General features: G+C 58.6%; 14 protein-coding genes. 11 read left to right on the top strand and 3 right to left on the bottom strand.

Annotated elements, in window-relative coordinates:
* Positions 1-1,944: a methyl-accepting chemotaxis protein gene (locus EOI86_RS16580; RefSeq protein ID WP_161973867.1), complete on the bottom strand. Its 1,944-nt coding sequence runs from the start codon at positions 1,942-1,944 to the stop codon at positions 1-3.
* 179 nt (positions 1,945-2,123) lie between these two features.
* Positions 2,124-3,278, bottom strand: coding sequence for an alpha/beta hydrolase family protein (locus EOI86_RS16575; RefSeq protein WP_127766255.1), 1,155 nt, complete (start codon positions 3,276-3,278; stop codon positions 2,124-2,126).
* 217 nt (positions 3,279-3,495) lie between these two features.
* Between EOI86_RS16575 and EOI86_RS16570 the strand changes: the two genes are divergently transcribed.
* Positions 3,496-7,038: an indolepyruvate ferredoxin oxidoreductase family protein gene (locus EOI86_RS16570; protein WP_127766254.1), complete on the top strand. Its 3,543-nt coding sequence runs from the start codon at positions 3,496-3,498 to the stop codon at positions 7,036-7,038.
* Here the strand turns inward: EOI86_RS16570 and EOI86_RS16565 are convergent, their stop codons facing one another.
* A complete protein-coding gene (locus EOI86_RS16565; RefSeq protein WP_127766253.1) occupies positions 7,039-7,500 on the bottom strand; it encodes an Lrp/AsnC family transcriptional regulator in 462 nt (153 codons plus the stop codon).
* 114 nt (positions 7,501-7,614) lie between these two features.
* Here EOI86_RS16565 and EOI86_RS16560 point away from each other — a divergent pair, with 114 nt between their 5' ends.
* The 10 genes from EOI86_RS16560 (at position 7,615) to pseB (ending at position 19,901) form a co-directional block, all read left to right on the top strand.
* Entirely contained in the window at positions 7,615-8,142 is a 528-nt protein-coding gene (locus EOI86_RS16560) for a gamma carbonic anhydrase family protein (protein WP_240035693.1), read from the top strand.
* Positions 8,143-8,263: 121 nt separating this feature from the next.
* On the top strand, positions 8,264-11,029 hold the full coding sequence (locus tag EOI86_RS16555; protein WP_127766252.1) for a DUF2339 domain-containing protein: 2,766 nt from the start codon (positions 8,264-8,266) through the stop codon (positions 11,027-11,029).
* Between the two features lie 134 nt (positions 11,030-11,163).
* The gene (locus EOI86_RS16550) at positions 11,164-11,409 is read left to right on the top strand and encodes a hypothetical protein (protein ID WP_127766251.1); all 246 of its coding nucleotides are present in this window, start codon (positions 11,164-11,166) and stop codon (positions 11,407-11,409) included.
* A gap of 305 nt (positions 11,410-11,714) precedes the next feature.
* Positions 11,715-12,473: a class I SAM-dependent methyltransferase gene (locus EOI86_RS16545; protein WP_127766250.1), complete on the top strand. Its 759-nt coding sequence runs from the start codon at positions 11,715-11,717 to the stop codon at positions 12,471-12,473.
* Positions 12,474-12,523: 50 nt separating this feature from the next.
* Positions 12,524-12,976, top strand: a complete 453-nt coding sequence (locus EOI86_RS16540; protein ID WP_127766249.1) for a GNAT family N-acetyltransferase — start codon at positions 12,524-12,526, stop codon at positions 12,974-12,976.
* Positions 12,977-13,120: 144 nt separating this feature from the next.
* On the top strand, positions 13,121-13,993 hold the full coding sequence (locus EOI86_RS16535) for a class I SAM-dependent methyltransferase (protein ID WP_127766248.1): 873 nt from the start codon (positions 13,121-13,123) through the stop codon (positions 13,991-13,993).
* A 213-nt stretch (positions 13,994-14,206) separates the two neighbouring features.
* On the top strand, positions 14,207-15,724 hold the full coding sequence (locus tag EOI86_RS16530; RefSeq protein WP_127766247.1) for a hypothetical protein: 1,518 nt from the start codon (positions 14,207-14,209) through the stop codon (positions 15,722-15,724).
* Between the two features lie 17 nt (positions 15,725-15,741).
* On the top strand, positions 15,742-16,752 hold the full coding sequence (locus EOI86_RS16525) for a radical SAM/SPASM domain-containing protein (RefSeq protein WP_127766246.1): 1,011 nt from the start codon (positions 15,742-15,744) through the stop codon (positions 16,750-16,752).
* A gap of 33 nt (positions 16,753-16,785) precedes the next feature.
* Entirely contained in the window at positions 16,786-18,630 is a 1,845-nt protein-coding gene (locus EOI86_RS16520; RefSeq protein WP_127766245.1) for an ABC transporter ATP-binding protein, read from the top strand.
* 185 nt (positions 18,631-18,815) lie between these two features.
* Positions 18,816-19,901 (top strand): UDP-N-acetylglucosamine 4,6-dehydratase (inverting), encoded by a 1,086-nt coding sequence (gene pseB, locus EOI86_RS16515; protein ID WP_205032225.1) that lies wholly within the window; start codon positions 18,816-18,818, stop codon positions 19,899-19,901.
* Position 19,902 lies beyond the last annotated feature (1 nt).

The raw sequence follows: 19,902 nt of genomic DNA, 5'->3' as shown, positions 1-19,902 counted from the left end.
TCAGATGTCGCGGACGTCCTTAAGGAAGGTGGCGATTGAACTGGTCATTTTACCGGACTGGTCGCCGATAGAATCCGACGCATTCCGAACGTCACCAGCCGCAGCCTTCGTCACTTCGGCGCTTTCGCTTACATATTGTATGTTCTTGCTGACGTCTTCCACAGCCACGGATGCCTCTTCCACATTTCGGGATATCTCATTCGTGGCCGCGGTCTGTTCTTCGATCGCTGCGGCCACCGCAGCCGAAATCTGGTTGACCTCGTTGATCGTTTTCGAGAAGGCCGTGATACTTGTCACCGTCGTCCCGGTGGCGGACTGAACCGCAGCGATCTGGCGTTCAATCTGCTCCGTCGCCTTTGCCGTTTCAGCCGAAAGCGACTTCACCTCGTTGGCCACCACGGCAAAGCCCTTGCCGGCATCGCCTGCGCGGGCGGCCTCAATCGTGGCGTTCAGGGCAAGCAGATTTGTTTGCTCCGCGATGTCCTTAATCAAATCGACGACTTCGCTGATCTGCGCAACCGCGGTCTCCAGGCTCGTCACGGTCTGCACCGACGACTCTGCCTGACCCACCGCCGAGCGCGATATCTGCGCCGCGTTCTGGATCTGGCTGCCGATTTCGACAATGGATGCGGAGAGTTCTTCTGTCGCGGCGGCAACGGTTTGCACGTTCATCGCACTTTCCGACGAAGACGCGGCGACGGTCGCCGCTTGGGATTGAACGTCCGACGACGCCTGGTCCATCTTTCCTGCTGTATTTCCCATTTGGGTGATCGCCGTGGCGACTTCCGCAAGGATGCCTTGTATCAAGGCATCAAACTCGGCGGTTCTTTTCATCAGCCTGTCCGCGCGCTCAACTTCCAACTGCTGCGCTTTGCGCTGTTCCTCGGCCAGCCGGTCGGCTTTTATCAGTGAGTCGCGGAAGCTCACCACCGAATGCGCCATACGTCCTATTTCATTGCCGTAATCCGTCGCAGGGACGTCTACGTCCCGTTTCCCATCGGCCAACTGCCCCATTGTGGCGGTCATAGACAGAATCGGATTGTTGATTGTCCGTGCGACGCCAAACCCGGCAAAAGCGGCGACAAGCGTTACAACGGCAATCGACGCGGGAATGACCACCTTGGTCTGTTCGACCACCTGGTCCGCCTTCGCGATCGCAGCCGTCCCGTCGGCGTTTATGGTGTCGGCGATGCTCTGCATGATCGGTTCGATTTCGGCAAAAACATCGGAAAGGCCGCCTGTCTTTTCATCAAGATCGAGGATCAATGCCGCCAGTTCCTTAAAAGAGGAAACATAGACAGTCATCAATTCTTCGATCTCGGTCCGCGTTGCAGCGTTCATGTCCGATGCGTCCAACAAGGCCCGCAGTTCGCCTCGGCGATCATCAATCCGGCCTATATATTTGGGGTCGATACGAAGCAAAAAATCCTTTTCGTGCCGGCGCATCATCAGCATTTTGACAACCATATCCGGGTTGCCGGACTCGTTGAGCCGCTCTTCCACATTGTGCACGGCCGACCGCAACTTACCGCGCAACCCGTCTTCCTCGGTCAAGCCGATTGCGATCACATCCGCCGCGACGTGTTTGAACCGTTCATGATAAGTGTTGATACCATCGTTCACCGCCCTGATATTGGTGGCGACCGCGGATGGCACCCCCAATTTTTCAAGCCGGTCCAAATCGTCGTGAATTGCGGCGACCACCGCGTCGAGTTGCGTCGCGTATTTTTCATCACGCCTGAGAAGAAAGTCCTTTTCGCGTCGCCGCGCGTTCAAGAACAGGTACTGCACCGATTGAACGATCGAAATGCGGGCGCCCGCCGCCTCAGCGATTTCTCGTTCCGCACTGACCTTTGCGTCGCTCCAGAAATACACGCCGCCGACGATAAGGAAGCCGAGAACGGCCAATCCCACGATCGAAAGTACTTGTTTCAGAATACTCAAGTTCCGCATCCGACATCCCCTTAAATTATGCAAAGTACGACGCCGACATCCGCCAATGCCCGACGGAAGATCGCTTCCCACAGCTCCGCGATAAAAATACCCAGGCACTGAACAAATTAATATTTAGTAAACTTGAATATAATTGGTGCAACACGCCGACCGGTCAACCGTCGGCCCGGTCAATCGGTGAGAAAGTCGATGACCGCTCGAGCACCACCGGATGAAATCGCATGCCGGGCATGGCTTTCATCGATGGTGACAGTGAACTGTCCACCTTCCCCAGCACCGGCCAAGGCCTTTTTTACCACTTCCTCGTAATGTCTGCCCTTCACATTCCGGTAGCAGCAGCGGTCGTAGCGGTTGAAAAGCTGATGATAGGCCCGTCCCTCGCCGGCGCCGGCCAGAATGAACAGATCCAGGAAAGAGATCGGCCCGCTTTCTGCCAATTCCCTGGCGATGCCGAACAGTTCATCCTGACCTTCGCGAAGATAGGGCGGCAGGATCCCCGCGGCGGCGACGGTTCGGCGCAGCCGGGGGTCGATCGCCGCGGCGAAGGTGACCGTCGCAGCCCCGGCGGAAAATCCCAGGGCGTCAATCTGTGCGAAACCCAACCCCTTCAAAAGGTCCACGCCGGCCAGCACAGGTTCCACATGCAGCGCAACCGGCGTGTCGAGCTGCGCCAAGTCAAGCTGAAGATTGGCGAGGCATGGAACACCCTCGGGAACCGCGCTACCGTCCGCTTGTTTGTCGCAATGTAGTTCGCGGGCGCTTTCGCCATAGCCCAACTGGTTGAAGGCAAGAACCGTCCATCCTTGCTTCAATAGGGGTTCCAGCCAATCCCGTGCCGCAACGAAAGTCGAAGCCATGCCGTTGTGGTAAATGACCGCCTTGCCCGCACCCGGACCGCTGTTCCCATCCAGCGGCGTCAATAAATAGGCGTAGGAAATCAGGTCAGGCCGAACATTGATGTAGTACTGCGCCACACCGCCAAGCCCGTCCCAGTCCAATATTTCAGACGCATGCGACCAACCGGCGCGGGGATAGTACAGCTTCGCCACCCGGCGTTCCGCCGGATCGGTACCGTATATCCAGCCCAACAGCGCCTGCCGCGCCGCCGCCACGTCCTCTGCGGTATCGATCGTTATCAGGGCCGCAGGGTCGGTCTTGAGCAGGTCTGGGTTGATTTCCTCATACTGGTAAGGCGACGACGCTTTCAGCCGTTTGTAATAGACATTGATCGGGTCCAATGTCCGCGCCGCAATCAAAACCCCACCCGCCAGCACAACGATAATCGCCAATCCAATGCCGATCCGTTTAAGTGCTTTCGCCCGCATAGGCCCGTTCCCCGCTCCTGGACATCGTCTCGTCGAGCAAACCTTTCGGCACCGGGTTTGGCAAGCTGAAGAAGTATGGGTTTTTTTTACCCTTTACCGAACCATTTTCGGTATTATTTTTCGATTTTTGCCGATTCCGCGCCAAACTCAGCAAGAAATTGCCGCTGGTCCGGTCATAAACTGGAAGGAAATCACCGTAGAATACTAGGAGATTTTCGTGTCCTTTTCCCCGTCCGGCAAAACCAACGTCAATACCGTGACCAATATTGACCAAGGCTATTCCCTGGATGATCGGTACACGCGCGCCTCCGGCCGCGTTTTCCTGACCGGGACGCAAGCGCTCGTCCGACTGCCGATGTTGCAGGCGCTCGCCGACCGGGCGAAGGGGCTCAACACGGCCGGGTTCATTTCCGGCTATCGCGGATCACCGCTCGGCATGTACGACCAAGCCTTGTGGCAAGCAAAGAAACATCTCGAACCGCTGAACATCCACTTTCAGCCGGCGATCAACGAAGACCTGGCCGCCACGGCAATCATGGGCACGCAACAGGTGGAAACCGAAGGATCGGCCACCGTCGACGGCGTGTTCGGCCTTTGGTACGGCAAAGGACCGGGCGTCGACCGATCCGGTGACGCCCTAAAACACGGCAACGCCTTCGGATCTTCCCCGCATGGCGGCGTGCTCGTCGTCTGCGGCGACGACCATGGCGTTGTCTCCTCCTCTATGCCGCATCAAAGCGATCAGGCACTGATGGCCTGGTCCATGCCGGTCTTGAACCCGGCGAGCGTGGAGGAGTATCTGAGCTTCGGCCTTTTCGGCTGGGCATTGAGCCGCTTCACCGGCGCCTGGATCGGCTTCAAGGCGATTTCCGAAACCGTCGAAAGCGCAACTTCCATCGCCCTGCCCGAAACCATGCCTGCCTTCTTGGAGCCTGCGGATTTCGTTCCGCCACCAGGCGGCTTGCACTACCGGAACGGCGACTTGCCGAGTTTGGCGATCGAGGAACGGCTGCGCTTCAAGCTGCAAGCCGTGCGCGCTTTCGTCCGCGCGAATCGAGAGGTCTTTGCCATCGACCGTGCGATTGTCGACAAACCCGACGCGACGCTCGGCATCGTCACGGCCGGCAAGGCGCATCTCGACCTGATGGAAGCGCTGCGCCTGCTGGGGCTGGACGAAACGGCGCTAAAGGACGCGGGTATCCGGGTCCGGAAACTAGGCCTGACCTTCCCGATCGAACCGGTCGCGATGGAAGACTTCTGCACCGGCCTGTCCGACCTTCTCGTCGTGGAGGAAAAGGGCCCCGTCGTGGAAGGCCAGATCAAGGACCAATTCTACAACGCCCCCGCGGATCGCCGGCCCCGCCTTTGGGGCAAGAACCACCCGGACGGCGCGGCCTTCCTGCCCGGCTGTGGGGAAATGCGCCCAGCGCGCCTGGCCCGCTCCCTCGCCGAATTTCTGGATGCGACCGCGCCCTTTCTTCAGGCAGGCGCCCGCCTGGTCCGTGCCGGCCTGGCGCCAAAAGGGCCTGAGGCAGCCTCCCTGGCCGGGATCAACGGCGCGGCCAAACGCATGCCGTATTTCTGTTCCGGCTGCCCGCACAACACCTCGACTAAGGTGCCCGACGGGTCGAAGGCCTATGCCGGGATCGGCTGTCATTTCATGGCCAACTGGATGGACCGCGAAACCTCTGGCCTGACCCAGATGGGCGGCGAAGGCGTGAACTGGATCGGCCTCGCCCCGTTCACCAAAACCAAACATGTCTTTCAGAACCTGGGGGACGGCACTTATTACCATTCCGGCTTGATGGCGATCCGCCAGGCGGTCGCTGCGAAGGCCAACATCACCTACAAGATCCTCTATAACGACGCGGTCGCGATGACCGGCGGCCAACCGGTGGACGGGACGCTGAGCGTTCCGCAAATCGTCAACCAGTTGCGCGCGGAAGGCGTGGAACGGATCGAGATCGTCACGGACGACACCGCGCGCTATGGCGGCTTTTCCGACGTTCCGGTTCACGACCGCGCCGAATTGGATGCCGTGCAGCGGGACCTGTGCACGGTTGGCGGCGTCTCCGCCCTGATCTACGACCAGACCTGTGCGACCGAAAAGCGGCGGCGCCGCAAGAAAGGCGACTTTCCGGATCCGGCGAAACGTGTGGTCATCAACGACCTCGTCTGCGAGGGCTGCGGCGATTGCGGCGTGAAATCCAATTGCCTTTCCGTCGCGCCGCTGGAAACCGAATTCGGCACCAAACGGGAAATCGATCAGTCCAGCTGCAACAAGGACTATTCCTGCCAAAACGGCTTCTGCCCCAGTTTCGTGACTGTCGAAGGCGGCCAGCTACGCCGCAAATCCGGCGCGGATATTGCGGCCCGGTTGGACGCATTGCCCCTGCCTGTGATGCGGGAACATGAATTGGCAAACAAACCCAGCGAGATCCTGGTTGCCGGCGTCGGCGGAACGGGCGTCGTCACGGTCGGCGCGCTGATCACCATGGCCGCGCATCTGGAAGGCCGCCCGGCCAGCGTGCTCGACTTCATGGGCTTCGCGCAAAAAGGCGGCGCGGTGTTGAGCCATGTTCGCATCGGCGCGCGCGGCACGAAACTGAACCAGGTTCGTATTGAGCCGAAACAGGCCGACCTGTTACTCGCCTGCGACCTCGTCGTCGGCACCTCGCCGGAAGCGATCGCGACGCTCGATCCGGAAAAATCACGGGTCATCGCCAACAGCCAGACGATCCACACGGCCGCCTTTTTGAAGGATCCGAAAGCGATACAGAAACCGGATATGATGCTGGATATTCTGTATCATGTTTTGGGCGAAGCCGGGGTCGACAGCCTGAACGCGACCAAGGCGGCTTTGACCCTGATGGGCGACTCCATCGGGGCGAATATTCTGATGCTGGGCTATGCTTGGCAGAAGGGTGAAATTCCGGTCTCCCTGCCCGCACTGACCCGCGCAATCGAGTTGAACGGCGTCGCGGTGGCGGCGAACAAGCGCGTCTTCGGCTGGGGCCGTCTGCTCGCTGCCGATCCCGACGCGGTGCGCGACCTGCTGGCCGATGGAGAAGATCGCGGCCGCTTCAAGCCCGCCGAAAGCCTGGACGAGATCATCGCAAGGCGTGTCGATTTCCTGACCGGCTACCAGAACGCGGCCTATGCGGATCGTTTCGTGGCCCGGATCGAAAATCTTCGAAAGGCCGAGAAGTCTTTGAACGGAAAGACGGAACTAACCGAAGCCGCTTCCCGGTCGCTGTTCAAGCTGATGGCCTATAAGGACGAATACGAGGTCGCGCGCCTGTTCACGGAAAGCGATTTCGAAGCCCGCCTCGCCGCGCAGTTCGAGGGCGATTACAAGATCGCCTATCATCTCGCCCCACCGGGACTGAGCAGGCCCGGGCCCAATGGCGAGGAGCCGGCGAAACGCCGTTTCGGCCCCTGGCTGCGCCCGGCAATGAAGGGCTTGGCGCGGTTGAAGGGCCTGCGCGGCAGTTGGGCCGATCCTTTCGGGTATCCCCCGGAACGCAGGACGGAACGCGCGCTGATCCAGCGTTTCGAGGCCACACTCGACGAAATCGCCGCAACCCTGACCCCGGAAAATCGGGACGCGGCGCTGGCGCTTCTCAGCCTGCCAATGGAAATTCGCGGCTTCGGACCGGTGAAAGAGCGCGCCCTGAAAACCGTTATGCCGGAATGGGATGCGCTTGAAGACACCTATCGGAACCCACCCGAACCCGCCTTCCAGTTCGCCGCCGAATGATCATACCGGCAAGGCCGTCGCGTATTTGACCCGGCGGAGCGAGAAACGGGAATTGACCGAGGCTACCTGTTTCAGCTTCAGCAAGCGGCCGGACAGGAAGCGCTCGTAGCCTTCCATATCCGCGGCGACGATGCGCAGGTGATAATCCCGGTCGCCGGAAACCGCGTGGCATTCCATCACCTCCGGCCAGGTTTCCAGCGCGCGTTCGAACGCGGCGACCGTTTCGTCGTGATGATCGTTGAGTGAAACAGTGGCCAGCACTGTCAAACTGAGCCCCGCGCTTTTCGGATCGACCAGGGCGACCTGGCCGGTGATCACCCCATCGTCGCGCAGTTTCTTCACCCGCCGCCAACAGGGGCTTTGCGACATGCCGACCCGTTCCGCCAATTGGGCAATGGGGATATCCGCCTGTTGTTGCAGGATGGCGAGAATTTTCCGGTCCATATCGTCGAGCGTGCTCATGGCCCGAGATTAACCGAGCCCGTCGCGCACAACCAGTCCGCTTGCAGCCCCCTTTTTACGGTGCCAGTTTTCCCCAACGAGAAGACGAACCCTGGTTTCGCAAGGAGGAACGCCGTGTCCAAACCCGTCATCATGCCGTTCAAGGGCGTATCGCCCACGATCGGGAAAGACGTTTTCATCGCCCCGACGGCCGCAATCATCGGCGATGTCCGCCTGGGCGACCGCAGCAGCGTTTGGTTTTCCTGCGTGCTGCGCGGCGACGATCATTATATCGAGGTCGGCGAGGACACGAATATCCAGGACGGCACCGTCGTCCATGTCTTCGAAGGGAAATTCCCCACCCTTATCGGCAAGCGCGTTACCGTCGGCCATGGGGTAATGCTGCACGGTTGTGTTTTGGAAGACGATTGCATGGTCGGGATCGGGTCCAAGGTTCTGGACGGCGCGCATGTGGAATCCGGCGCGGTCGTGGCCGCCGGCGCCGTCATCTCTCCGGGCAAGCGGGTGAAGTCCGGCGAGCTTTGGGCCGGCGTCCCCGCCAAACCCGTCCGCGAGGTACGGGATGTTGAGCGTGGCTTCATCGACGAGAACTGGCGCCACTATCATGAGGGTTTGGCGAAGGTCTACCTCTCGGAAAACTAATCCTTTCCCATTTTCCAGGCGGGCCGGACGGTTGCGGATCGGTAAAATCAATTATTTTATTGAACGATGTTCATTTAATGCCTATTTATTGAACGATGTTCATTAAAGTCGGGGAAGCGTCATGTTTGACAGTCTCGTTTTGCTCTTGCTCGCGGCAGGGCTTTCGATTGTGGCCACGCCGATCATCGCGATCACCGCCCATACGCGCATCGGCAAACTTCGCGATGAGATTGCCGAGGTGAAGCGCCGGCTGGAAACAGTCTCGCTTCGGCAGATGGAAGGCGACGCCCCCGAAGCCGACCCTGCGCCCGAAGAGACGCCCGACCCGGAACCGCGGCAAAAGCCGGACCCCGCCCCCATCCCGGTACCGGAACCTCAATCAGTGCCAAAATCGCCAGTTGGGCCGCCAATTGGGTCGCCAGTTGGGCCGACAACCGAACCGGCGCCGCAACCCGCGACTGCCGCACGCGCAGACGAAACGCGGGAAGACGGCACGCAAGACGGCGCCGATGGTGAACGGAACTTCGCCACGAAATGGCTGGTTTGGCTGGGTGGATTGACCATCGCGCTGGGGGGCGTGTTCCTGGTCAAATACAGCATCGATAACGGCCTGCTCACCCCCGCCATGCGCATCGCCACCGGGCTGATTCTGAGCATCGCGCTGGTGATCGGCGGCGAATGGGTTCGACAGAAAACGGCCCAGCGGGAGACCGACCGCAGCGACGAACCTGCAAAGCGCGCCGACTACGTGCCGCCGGCCCTGACCGGCGCCGGTGTCGCCACCGCCTTCGGCAGCCTTTATGCCGGTTATGCCCTTTACGGCCTGATTTCACCGCTTTTCGCCTTCGCCGCCATGGCGGGGGTGTGCACCCTCGCCTTGGGTCTTTCCCTGTTGCAGGGCCATTTTGTCGCGATCCTGGGCGTCATCGGCGGTTTGGCCATTCCCGCCCTGGTCCATTCGGACAGCCCTTCGGCCTGGGCCCTGTTTTCCTACCTGACCTTTATTGCCGGCGCGGCTTTCGCCATCGTCCGGTATAAGGATTGGTGGTGGTTGGCGAGTATCACGCTTCTGGGCATGTCCGGCTGGCAGTTTCTGTGGATCGTAGGCGGCGCAGCGGATCAATCCATGTTGCCGCTTTACCTGCACATGGTTGCAGTCTTCGCGATCACCGTGGCCTGCCGACCCGGCGATAGTTTGGGGTCACCGCGACGAACGCCGTCGCACCCCCTCGATATCGGCGCACTCGCCCCGATCCAGCACATGGTGACCCTTGCGGGCGTCTGCCTGGCGGGCATGACGGTATTCGCCCTTATGCGAATGTCGCACGACAGCGGCGCGGTTCTGTTCGCCGGATTGGTGGTCGCGATACTGGGCGGCACCGCCTTCCGGGCGCGGATCCTGGACGCCTTGCTGCCGATCAGCGCCGGCCTGGCACTGGCGGGCCTGTTCACTTGGATCGTTCCGAACCAAGTCGGATATTTCGGGTTGAGCCTGTTTGACACCAGCAACACGGCCGAACTGGCGCAGATTCCCTTCTCCCCCGAATTCCAAGCCTTTGGCTTTGCGGCCGCAGCCGCCGGGATTTGGTTCGCCATCCTGGGATTCGCCGGGATCTACCGAAATGGGCGGCGGGACCTATGGGCCGCGATCTCGGGCGTCGTTCCTTTGGCCACCCTGTTCCTGGCCTATGCCAAACTGTCGACGCTTTTGCCGCAAACCCTGTGGTCGGGCATCGCCATGGCCCTGGCATGTGGGGCGATCGCCGCGACCAGCCAGGCCGCTCGCCGCCGCAGCGACCCCTTCATGGAAAGCGTGGTCGGGCTATATGCCCTGGCGGCTCTTTCAGCGATTGCGCTGTCCCTGACCATCCTGCTGGACGGGTCCTGGCTGACTATCGCGCTGTCTTTCATGATCCTGGCCGCCGCCTGGGTGAATGGCAGGTTCGAGATTGCCTATCTGCGCCCCGCATCCGCGATCGTCGCGGCCGTCGTGATCGGGCGTCTCGCCATGCTGAACCAGATCCCCTTCACCTTGTCTGTCGTGGAAAGCGACGCGGTCTGGATTCTGTATAGCTACGGTCTTCCGGCCATGGCCCTTGCAGGGGCGGCCCGGCTGTTCCGCAGGCAGAAGGACGACACCCTGGTCGGATTGCTGGAATCTGGCGCCATCGCGCTTGCCTCCGCGACCGTCAGTCTGGAAATCCGCGAATTTTTCGGCACCGCCACGGAATGGCCGAACCGTCTGACGCTGATCGAGGTCAGCCTGCACAGCTTGAACTGGCTGATCTCCGGCACGGCTTTGTATTACCGCAACATCGTCCGCCCCCGGGCCCTGCACCGCATCGCGTCCCGACTGTTCTTGGGATTGGGCGGGGCTGCCGTGGTCGGGCTTCAGGTCCTGCTGATGGGACCGTTCACGGGTGAAGCGGTCGGGAGTTCGACCTTTATCAACACGTTGTTGATCGCTTATCTGGCTCCCGCCATGATCGTCGCGGTGCTCGCCTATCTGGCCCAATGGGGCGGGGAGCGGGCACTGGCCCGCATACTTGCATTCGCCGCCGCCGGACTGGCTTTCCTGTGGATCAATATGGAAGTCCGGCACGCCTTCCACGGCACGCGGCTGGATATCGGCCCGACGACGGAAGCGGAGCTGTACACCTATTCCATCATCTGGCTGCTCTGCGCCGCCCCCGCCTTGATCCTGGGTTTGATCCGCGACCGGCGGATACTGCGCCGGGTCGGCCTGGGGCTGGTTTTGCTGACGACGGCGAAGGTCTTCCTGGTGGATATGGGCGACCTGGACGGGCTGTACCGGGTGATTTCCTTCCTGGGCCTTGGCTTCAGTCTGGTCGGGATCGGCTTCCTGTATCAGCGCTTCTTCAAGTGAGGCGGCCGCTGCCAAACCATGTCAGCCAATCTCGGGTCCGGCCGACATTGTGACAAACTCATGACATTTTTCTTCAAAATGCGCACGACGTGCGCTATCCTCCAAGAAGAGGGGACGGGAAATGGAGGTTTGTTATGGAGCTTGCGCTTTTGGTGCTGCTGATTGATCCGACCCCGTCGGCCACTTTCCAGCCGATCAATCAGGTTTACCGCTATGTCCCGGTTTATGAATGCCGGGCGGCGGAAAAGATCTACGAGGCCTATACCGACCGCATCGCCGTATGCCTGGACGGGGTGGATGAGGACTTGTCGATCGACGAAATCGTCGCCCTGGCCAGTAAGAACATGGCGATCCCGCTGACGGATAAGAGCATCCAGTAAGAAAGCGAAAGTACCGGCCGCATGATTGGATTCCCGGCATGTGACGGGCAATAGATCGACCGGACAGCCCCCACCGCATGATGCCATCCCTAACCGGCAAACAGGTCCAAACCGGCGAGGCCGGGTCCGCCTTCCTGATCGAACCGTCCACGAGGCGGTGGCGGTCGACGGAAGACTCATCTAATCGAACAACACGGCGATCATCAGCCCCCGCACGAATATATCTCGACGAAGCATGCGAGAGCTGATTCGATGTCCAAGCACGCCGTCAATATTAACGAGATTCCCGGTCCGGCCAGTCCCAGATGAAAAAGCAAATTGTGAAACTGTTGCGAATGGCGAAGGTCTTGCGGCAATCCTATGCCCGGCCCGGTCGGCAGTATGAGAGCGGGACATGGTGGGACGAGAACTTCTACGAGGACTCGATCAGCGACAGCGATACGATCGGCCCAGGCAGAAACCGCTATTCAACAGCCTATCACTACGCCAGCGTCGAAGCCCTTATCTGCAAAGCGCTGTTCGAACGCCTTGAGAACGGCCCTGTCGGCGACGTCATCGATATCGGATCCGGGGCGGGGCATTGGCTCGACTTCTACACCCAGCTGGGCGCGTCTTCCCTGCACGGCGTCGAAGTATCCCAACGTGCCTATAAGGCCTTGAACGAACGCTATGCAAACACCCCCAATATGACCCTGGCACATGGGACCGCCAGCGACGCTTTGGCCGAGGTATCCGGGAAAGTGGACCTTGTGAACGCCATCGGCGTGATGTTTCACATCGTCAGCGACGATGAATGGCGCGAGACCATTCAGCGTATGGCGGGCGTCCTGAAACCCGGCGGATTGCTTGTCGTCGGCGGTTGGTTCGGCTCGCTCGACGGCCTCAACGCGCAAGTCGACAAGCAAGGGCGGATCAATAAACGATTGCGCAGCGCGTCGAACTGGAAACGCACCCTGGCTTCGTCCGGGTTCGATGAAATAGAGATCTTGCGCAACCGCATGCGCGACGGGATCGCCGACGCCCAGCCGGAAAACCACCTTCTCGTCGCCCGCAGAGCAAGATGACGGATCCACGCTTCTCTCAAGCCGCAACCTAATTCAGGCGCCTTGTAACCATGACCAAAATTGCCCTCCGCCCCGCCGAAGAAACCGACGCTCTGGATCTACTCAGTTGGCGGAACGACCCCGCGACGCGGGCACAGTCGAAGAACCCTGAAAAGATAGACGAAGCCTCACATCTCGCCTGGTTTCGCGGAAAGTTGGCCAGCCCCGACAGTCTGATCCTGATCGCGGAAATCGACGGCACGAAAATCGGATCGGTCCGTTTCGACTGCGCCGGCGAACAAGCATTCGTAAGCATCGCCCTTGCGCCCGATTGGCGCGGAAAGGGATTAGGCGGCACCGTTTTGATACGGGGCATCGACAGATTCCGCGACTACGGCTGGCGCGGACAGGTCTTGGCGGATGTCCACGTGGACAATGCCGCAAGCCAGCGCATTTTCGAACAGGCCGGATTTCGCAAACAATCATCCAAGGGCGGGTTTGATCAGATGGCGCTTATCCAGTAAGGAAAATCAGGGTTCCACGCAGGATCGAAGGCTGGTGTGGGTATTCAACCGAAGAATTGTTTTGCGATAGTATGGTTCCGCCCCGAATGTGCTGGCGCCTTGTCGGACGGCAGACATAACCCCTGACATGCACACAGGAAAAAAATGTCCTGGCAAGAATTACTGCCTTACTTCCGCGCCCTGAAAGAAGCCGTCGCCGAAGGTGAACCGCTGCAAGAACCATGGGAAGCGTTCCAGCAGGCGGTACAGCGGACAAGCGGGAATCCGCCCTACCATCTGCGCGGTCTTTTGAAGGTTGTCGGCACATACAGCGAGGGACGGCCCAAATCGGAAATCGTGATTCTTGACCACGGATGCGGTGCGGGATTTTCACTCCTTTATCTATGCGCCCTGGGCTATACGAATGTGCTGGGCGTCGATATCCCCAGCACCGCCTGCGACCGGTGGAACACGCTGTTCCGAACCCTATTCAAGGAAGACAAGGATCGTTTCTTTCGCTATTCCGGCGAGGCGCTACCCTTCGATGACCGAACGGTTGACGTCGTGTTCAGCCAACAGGTCGTCGAACATGTCGAGCAAGCGGTTTTCGAAAACTACTATCAAGAAGAAGGCCGGGTTCTGAAACCGGGCGGCATTGCTTTCCACACCGTTCCGCACCGCTTAGTTCCCTTCGATTCCCATACAAAAACCTGGCTTCTCCACTGGTTTCTGCCGCGCGGCATGTGGCTTGGCGCATTGCGGATGCTGGGCCGCGATACATCCTCCGTCGAAACCAGTTTGTTCCTGCGCTGGCCCTGGCGTCATTTTGACCAAGCCCGTCGTGCCTTCGGGCATGTGGACGATGTAACCCTGATGCGGCTTCAGGATTTAACCGACCTGGACTATTACGACGGGCCGAAGCGGTTGCGGGGCGCATTGACGCGTGCCGTGGCCCTACCCGTTATCGGGACGGCCTTGGGGGCGACAATAAGCAAATTCGTTATGCGCGATACCTTATCGCGGAAAGTCGCGCGCTGAACCGCTTAAATTCTTCGTGACAGAGGCGGCCGACGTGGTTATACACGGGCCAAAGCTTGTTCACCGCGTGAACGCTGGAGGCGATTCCCCTCCAGTGCGGTAGCCGTTCTAAAGGACGACACAGTTTATCGACGACGCCACAGGCCTTTTAGCCGCCCGCGCACGTCGCAATCCCCACGACCTAGACACCCTACCTGATGAAGGGACCGCCTCATGTCTCATGACTTCTCCAGTGTTGCCATTGTCATGCGTCCATGGATCACGGAGATCCTGTTGGACATTGTTTGCGAGTTGAAGCGTCGGCACGGATCAAAAATCCACGCTTATGTCGATAACAAGGTCGATGTCACGTATTTCGAAAAATACGTGGAAGACGGCACATTGGATAGCGTGACCTTTTGCGGTCATATGAACACGGCGCACGAGATTGAAGTTGAAAACGAGCAGGAGGTTCTTCGCAAAGCCCGTCACTTTGAAACGAAGATCGGGCGCACGATCAACTCCGTTTCCATGTCTCGGAAGGCCTACGGTGCCCCGTTTTACCTTGGTGGATATGGGTTTCCCAAATCCAAGGTTTACAAGAATTCCAGTACGCTTCAGATCATCAACGGCTTCGTTAACGAGTTTGAATTCTGGGAAAAAGAATTCGCCGACAAATCAATCACGTTGATGATGAACGGTTGGGTTTCGAATGCCGTGATCGCCCGTGCGAACGGCATTCCGTTCCGCCGCTTCATGGAGACGCCGGTCGGCAGTGCCGCGTTCTGGGTTTGCGACGAATACCTTCAAAACCCCATGGTTGAGCATCGATACAATGAGCTTCTCGATCAAGAATTTGAACCGATCAACCTGACGTCTTCCTATGCGAGCTCAGCGCTAGGCAATAAGAACCGGCTGAAGTTGTTCGGAAACCCGCTCAACCTCCTCCCAGCCTATTTCCGCCTGACACGCGACCATGTCTACAGCTTCCTGCGCGGTCGGTTTAAAGCCTACCCGTGGTGGAGCGAGATCCAGTACGAAACCAGCCTTCATACCGAGTTCTGGAAGTTTCTCTATATGAGGAAGGGATACAAGGCCTCGGACTTGAGAGCCACGCCTTACGTCTACTTCCCGCTCAATCGCGAACCCGAGCACACATATATGATGATGTCGCCGGAGTTTCTGCACCAATTGCCGGCGCTCGCTTCCATCGTTCGCGATTTGCCGTCAGGGTTCGTTGTCGGTGTGAAAGAACACATCGCCGGCGTGGGGTCACGATCGCCCAAATTCTACGAGCAGATATCGTATTTTAAACAAACCCGGTTCTTGGACCTCGTGGAATCGACGTTTGAATGCATGCGCAACGCTGAGATTGTCGCGACGGTAGCGGGGACGGCCGGCATCGAGGCGTCGGTCATCGGAAAACCCGTCATTTCCTTTGGCCGCCACGCGCTGAACAGGTTCTTGCCGCATGTGCTCGAGGTAACGGACGAAGCGCAGGTCACCAAATACCTTAGCATGGTCGCCAATAAGGAAATCGACCTGGAAAAAGCCAAGGTCGACGGCGCCCGATTCCATCAGGCCGTATTGGATGTTGCGTTCGACATGTCCGATTTCGAATGGGACGAGGACCGGAAAATTGACGGCAAGATCATTGGCGACGCCGTCGATCTTCTGGAAAACAGCGTCCGTATCATCGGTGTTGGATCCATTCCGGGTTTGACGGACCAGCACGAAAGCAAAGCCGCATAACGCGGAGGAAGAAAATAATGCCCGATCAATCAATAAATCTAGACAACGAAAAATCCACCGACGCGACGGAAAGCCGCCTGCGGAACCGGGACAAGACGCTGATTCAATCGGCCGTCCTGAGTGAAACGCCGAGCTTCCCGAAAAGCGTCTTGGTCGAAGTGGCCAATATCTGCAACCATGCTTGCACCTTCTGCCCGTATCCGTTGACCACCCGGCGCGGAAAACTGATCGATCCGGAGTTTCTCAAGCGCGCTCTCAAGGAAGCTTATGATCTTGGCGCCCGCGAGGCCGGCCTGTATGGCGGCGCGGAACCATTCACCTGCAAGAAGCTGGACCTGCATGTCCGAAACGCCAAAGAGGTCGGATACGACTATGTATATGTGTCGACGAACGGATCTCTGCCGAGCAAGGAGCGCCTGAAAACGGTCATCGACGCAGGCGTCGACTCACTCAAATTCTCGGTGAATGGCGGCAACAGGGAAACCTACGCGCTGGTCCATGGACAAGACCATTTCGACAAGGTCGTCGAGAATATCGAGTTCGTGCTTGAGCATCGGAAAACCCTCGACCGTAAGATGTTTGTCTATATCTCGTTCGTTCAGGTACCGAAGAACGCGGACTCGCTGCCTGAACTCATCGAACGGTTCGAGGGCCGGATAGACGAGTTCTACATAAACCCCGCCGTCAATGTTTCCGGGCAGATGCCGAACCTGCCGCTGGACGAGAACATGCCGGATACCTGCGTCATCCCATTCAACCAGTTGAACATCACGGCAGAAGGTCATCTTCGCGTTTGCTGCAACGACTATCAGAACAGTCTTGCCATCGAAGACCTGAACAAAATGAGCGTAGGCGACGCATTTTACGGCGACCGGTTCCGTGATTTCCGACGCCGCCACATGAACGACGATTTGAAAGGCACGCTTTGCCACAATTGTCTGAAGGGATGCTTCGAAAAAGTTCACCCCCTGAACCCCGAACTCGGGGATTGGGGTCCCTTGAACCAGTCAAAGCTTCGGATCATCTAAGCCTGAAACGTCAAAACAGTATCGATACCGTCAGTGTTCTCATTACTCTCCAAGTGCTTCGAGCTAGGGTTAAAACCCTGGCTTGTCGTGTATCTTCTGTTTCTCAACTTGGTCGCCGTGGTCGTCGAAGGCCTGGGTTTGGCCATGATGCTGCCGATCTTCGAGTTTCTGCAATCCAACGGAGACCTGCAGACGCTGACCGAGAAGGGCGTTCATTGGAAATACATCCTTGAGGTGGCCGGGGCGCTGGGCGTCCCCGTCTCGCTTGAGAGCCTGCTTGCCTTCACACTGATCATGATCATTACGCGGCAGGCGATCCTGTATGCGCGGCAAGTCACGGTCAGTGCGGCGAGAATGGCGCTGCAGAAATCGCTTCAGGATGAAGTTTTTCGCCGATATCTGCATACCAGCCTTGAGTTTCAGAAATCCCATTCGACCGGCACCGTTGTAAACGACATCGTCGGCGAGATCGGCAAAGCGACACGGGCCATTGTCGATTTGCTCACCATCATCGGTATTCTCGTCGTCGGCGCCGTCTATGTTACCGCAATGCTCGTCATTTCATGGCAGATGACCCTTTCGGCGCTCTGCGTGTTCGGGGTCATCGTCTTCAGCGTTCAGGGCCTGATGCGGCGGAGCCGGGAGATCGGCCAACAAATCGTCGATATCAATCAGTCGATCACGCATTTCCTGGTACAACGACTGTCTTCGACCCGTCTGATCCGACTTTCCCGTACCGAACAGGCTGAAATAGACCGCTTCTGCAGCTACACAACGGTAAATGCCGATCGTGCCGTATCCCTGCAGCGATCCAAGGCCATCATCGACATCGTCCCCGAGCCTATTCTGGCCATCACGGCTGCCGCCACGATCATCTTCGGGGAAGCCTTGTTTGGCCTGACGATCACGACACTGAGTGTTTTTCTGGTCATTGCGCTTCGCCTGCTTCCAACCGTCAAACAAGCGCAATCGGTCCGGCAGAATATCCTGGCCAACCATGGCAGTATCGAAGTTGCGGTAAACAGCCTGACGAGCCTGAAGGCCAAAGAAGAATCGGCAAGCGGCAACCGCACTTTCGGCTCCCTCGACCGCGAAATTCGCTTTGAATCCGTCAGTTTCTCGTATGGATCCGACGAAGATAAACGCGTGTTGGATCATCTTGACCTGACCATTCCCGCCGGCAAACTGGTTGCCATCGTCGGCCCGTCCGGTGCCGGAAAATCCACCTTGATCGATATGCTGCCGCGGCTGCGCATTCCCGATTCGGGCGTTATCCGTTTCGATGGCGTCGATATATCCGAATTTAATCTGCACAGCCTTCGCAATGGGATCGCCTATGCGCAGCAAAGCCCTGAAATCTTCGATGGAACCATAGCGGACCATATCCGGTACGGTCGATCGGACATGCCCGATGCGGATGTGCTTAAGGCTGCAAAACTGGCCGGGCTGGGTGACTTCCTGGACGGTCTGCCTGAGGGGTTGAACACCTATGTCGGCGAAAAAGGCGGGTCCCTATCCGGCGGCCAGAAGCAACGGCTTGAAATCGCCCGCGCCATCCTCGGCGGCGTGCCAATCCTGATTCTAGATGAGCCGACCAGCCAGCTGGACGCCCTTTCGGAACGGGATTTTTGCACCTTGATGACCCGGTTGGCCCGTGAAACGAATATGACCATAATCATGGTCGCCCATCGCATCTCCACCATTCAAATCACGGACGAAATTATTGTGATGCTGAATGGCAAGGTCGTTGATACCGGCGTCCATTCCGAGCTTATCGACAAGAACGGTTGGTATCGTACCGCTTTCGGATCCCCACCCGCGCTTCATGCCGCGGATGGTGGTGTCGAAAGCGCGGAAACCGCGGCACAGACGGTCTAGGCATGATGAGTAAGGCGCATATGGCGCGACAACAGGCCGTCTTGAAAAATGCCGTGGAAAGCGCTGTTTCGCAGACAGCGCTTTCTTGAACTTTGATTTGAACCGCGAATTGGCTCAAACCCTGTTTTGCGGGACGTCCCGACGAGAATGCCCGGCCAGCCGGTCGTACGAAACGAGGAAAAATAATGGATAGAGATCGCGACCTGGATAAGGTCCTGGAAGACGGCTTCGGCGGCAAAATGCGGAGCTTCACCAATCCCGAAATGGATCTCAACGGCAAGAATATTCTTGTAACGGGTGGGACCGGGTCCTTCGGCCATGCCTTCGTGAAGAGCGTGATCGAACGGTATACCCCGGAGCGGCTGATCATTTTCTCGCGGGATGAGCTAAAACAATACGAGATGGCGCAAGTCTTCTCCGATACGGAACACCCGTTCCTGCGCTACTTCATCGGCGATGTCCGCGACTTGGAACGGCTGAAAATGGCCATGCGCGGGGTCGATTATGTGGTCCATGCGGCCGCGCTGAAGCATGTGCCGATCGCTGAATACAATCCGTTCGAATGCATTCGGACCAACGTGCACGGCGCGGAAAACGTGGTGAATGCCTCGATTTACTGCGGCGTCAAAAAGGTTGTCGCGCTATCGACGGACAAGGCCGCCAACCCGATCAACCTCTACGGCGCCAGCAAGCTCGCCTCGGACAAGATCTTCGTTGCCGGAAACGCCCTCGGCGGGCGGAACGGGCCGCGCTTCTCGGTCGTGCGGTACGGCAATGTCATGGGGTCGCGCGGCAGCGTCGTCCCCCTGTTCAAGCGCCTGGTGAATAACGGCGCGACCCATCTGCCCATCACGCACCCGGATATGACGCGTTTTTGGATCACATTGCGTCAGGGCGTGAACATGGTCCTCTCTTCCTTCGCGCGTATGCAGGGCGGCGAAATTTTCGTGCCCAAGATTCCCAGCGTCGATATCAAAACCCTGTGCGCGGCGATCGCACCGGACCTGCCCATGGAAGACATCGGCATCCGGCCCGGCGAAAAAATGCATGAGATCATGATTACCGAAGACGACGCGCGGGCGACGCTCGAACTCGACGATATCTATGTGATCATGCCGCTGATGCAATTGTGGCGTGAATCCAGCCGCGAAGAGTATTTCGCCTCCGGCGCGCGGGAAGTCGACCCACGGTTCTCCTTTGCCAGCGACACCAACACCGAATGGCTGTCACTTGAGGAAACCCGCACGCTGTTGAATTCCCTAGGATACTAAA

It is taken from the genome of Hwanghaeella grinnelliae (assembly GCF_004005845.1).
GTDB classification, from domain to species: Bacteria; Pseudomonadota; Alphaproteobacteria; order UBA8366; family Aestuariispiraceae; genus Hwanghaeella; species Hwanghaeella grinnelliae.
This window is presented reverse-complemented; position numbering and strand designations above follow the sequence as displayed.